The 2,153-nt window shown below is 42.8% G+C and carries 2 protein-coding genes; both read right to left on the minus strand.

The genetic code is table 11. The annotated features are described in order from the left end of the window. Positions 1-114: 114 nt before the first annotated feature. Positions 115-1,326: an ATP phosphoribosyltransferase regulatory subunit gene (locus tag A3757_RS21915; protein WP_068513439.1), complete on the minus strand. Its 1,212-nt coding sequence runs from the start codon at positions 1,324-1,326 to the stop codon at positions 115-117. A 206-nt stretch (positions 1,327-1,532) separates the two neighbouring features. Then, positions 1,533-2,153 (minus strand): protease modulator HflC (gene hflC, locus A3757_RS21920; protein ID WP_068740292.1); only part of this gene is annotated, 621 nt, incomplete at its 5' end.

The following is a 2,153-nucleotide window of genomic DNA, read 5'->3' on the forward strand; positions in this document are numbered from 1 at the left end:
AACTTCTCTTCTCATAGAAAAAGCACAATGCTTTTATTGCTAATTGCCAGCTAAACAAGATACTGACAAGCCTTTAAACTGAATGGACCGCTATCTTAGCCGCCCGAAATAACACTAGCCAACAGGCTCAAGAGCCCATTGTTGATCTTTTAATACCAGCTGTTTGCTACAAGAATACCCTTTCGCAGTATCTGCAGCATTTAACGCTTGAACTACCTGATAGGACTTACGTAGCGCTGCTACCTCACTATGCAATTTTTTATCATCAGACAGAGGTGCAAAGACTCTTTCCTTTTCAGGCGTTTCTGCAGCCAAGCTAGAGACTTTCAAAATAGCTTTTAGATCTGCGCTAAAGCCGGTAGCAGGACGCGAACGTTCGTCCCGACCATGATCAAAACCTTTACCGATATCATCGTAGCGGCCACCTTTCGCTAAGGCATATCCATAACCCAAGCTGAACGCTGAAAACAAAATACCAGTATGATAGCTGTATCCACGTAACTCACAAAAATCGATCCCGATTTCAACACCATCAAAACGAAGCTGAATTTGATCAATAATTCTCTGCAGCTCAGCAATAGCGGAAACAATACCTTCGTTAGCGCTTAGCTTTAAACGCTCAACACTTTGACGAATTTTTTCTAGAGACTCAACACCACCACTTAGGTTGGCAATATCTCTAATAAGTAAAATTATCTCTTTATTTGCATCATCTGCTTGAGCTAAAGCGTCCAATTCAGGTATAGATTTTCGACTAAGTGCATCAAACACTTTAATTTCAGTACTTTCATCAAAGCTTGCAGATTCTAACAGCCCTCGGTAAATTCCGACATGCGCCAGATCAATATGTATACGACCTACCTGAGCGGCATTTAGCGTATCTAGCATCAAAGAAATTACTTCAAGGTCTGCCGCCTGGCTTTTCTCACCGAATAATTCACAGCCAATTTGCATCGGACAGCGGTTAGTAAGCATGTGTGCAGGTCTAGTATGTAGCACGGTGTCTGCATAGCATAGTCGGCTAATACCGTTAGTTTTAAGCATATGCGAGTCAATTCTTGCTACCTGAGGCGTTATATCAGAGCGTACCCCCATCAAACGGCCTGTGAGCTGATCGGTCACCTTAAACGTCTGTAAATCTAACTCGTTTCCAGTCCCCGTCAACAATGACTCTAAATACTCTATAAGCGGCGGTGATACCAGCTCGTAACCATAGGAAGCATAAATATCGAGCATCGACCGGCGCATCTGCTCTACTTTCCACGCTTCTGGTGGCAGCAGTTCATCAACCCCATCTGGCAGTAACCAGCGTTCAGACACACTCATGCAAATTCTCTCTTATGGACAGTCTTATCAAACAACATTATTTCAGCAAAATAAGGGCTGAAATTGGCCTTCAAATTCTAGAAGACCCAAAAGCACGCGATTTTACAGTTTTATTGCGCACAAAAAAACCAATGTTTGCAAAAAGCATAAAAAAACGCGAATAGAACTTATCTATTCGCGTTTTGATAGAGCGAAATTAACTTAGATTACTTCGCGTCAGGCTTCTTCATATACTTAAAGAAGTCGCTATCTGGTTTAAGCAGCAAGACATCATCTTTACCAGAGAATGTATCTGTATAAGCTTTCAAACTACGCGTAAAAGAATAGAACTCTGGGTCCTTATTGAAGGCTTCAGCATAGGTGTTTGCAGCAATGGCATCACCTTCACCACGTATTTCTTCCGACTTACGATAAGCATCAGCTTCCAGTACAATCTTTTGACGATCGGCGTTTGCCTTAATACCTTCTGCTAGCTCCTTACCCTGCGAACGAGTTTCTCTTGCTTCCCGCTCACGCTCAGTCGCCATACGACGGTATACGTTTTTACTCAAATCTTCAGGCAGGTCAATTCCTTTCACACGCACGTCGACCACTTGAATACCAAACTCACTAACCGTTTGCTCATTTAGCTTCTTGGTAATGATACTCATCAACTGATCACGCTCACCCGATACCACCTCAGTTAAGCTGCGAGATGCAAATTCGTCTCGTAAGCCTTTGTTGGTTGAGTTCGCCAACAAGGTCGTGGCTTGCCAACGATTACCCGCTGTTGCCTTGTAATAAGCTTTAACATCGACAATCTTCNACTTAATGAAAGAGTCAACGAT

The sequence above is a fragment of the Oleiphilus sp. HI0117 genome, assembly GCF_001635235.1.